Origin of the sequence: Pseudomonas sp. RA_35y_Pfl2_P32, assembly GCF_963970735.1 — a bacterium.
Classification (GTDB): Bacteria; Pseudomonadota; Gammaproteobacteria; order Pseudomonadales; family Pseudomonadaceae; genus Aquipseudomonas.
Map to the genome: position 1 here is coordinate 1 of NZ_CAXAQF010000251.1, position 492 is coordinate 492.

A 492-nucleotide genomic window follows, 5' to 3' on the forward strand; every position below is an offset into this window, starting at 1 on the left:
GTCGCGCTGCTGACCGAGGATTTCGCGACCGGGCATTTCGAGCGGATCGGCTAAGCGCCCTTAACCAGCGTCACCTGTGCGACATCAATCCCGCCGCCGCGAAAGCCACCTTCGCAGTACATCAGATAATAGCGCCATAAGTCGATGAATTTTTGATCGAATTTCTTCGGCAAGCGACCGGAAGCGACCGCCGCGTCAAAACGATCGCGCCAGCGGCGCAGCGTCTCGGCATAATGTAGCCCGAAGCCGTGCCGGTCGCGCCACTCGAGCCCGTTCTGCTCCGCGAACGCGCGAAACCGGCTTTCCGACAACAGCATTCCGCCCGGAAAGACGAAGCGCTGTATAAAATCGACGTCCGCCGCATAGGCCTCGAAGATCGCGTCATCGATCGCGATATATTGAATCGCTGCGCGCGCGCCGGGGTTCTGCGCCCGTGTGATTGCCGCGAGATAGGTGCCCCAATATTCCTGCCCGACCGCCTCGACCATTTCG

Annotated in this window: 1 protein-coding gene; it reads right to left on the reverse strand. The window is 60.6% G+C overall.

Annotated elements, in window-relative coordinates; all coding sequences use genetic code 11:
- Window positions 1–50: 50 nt before the first annotated feature.
- Window positions 51–492 (reverse strand): class I SAM-dependent methyltransferase (locus AACY45_RS28120; RefSeq protein WP_339548738.1); only part of this gene is annotated, 442 nt, incomplete at its 5' end.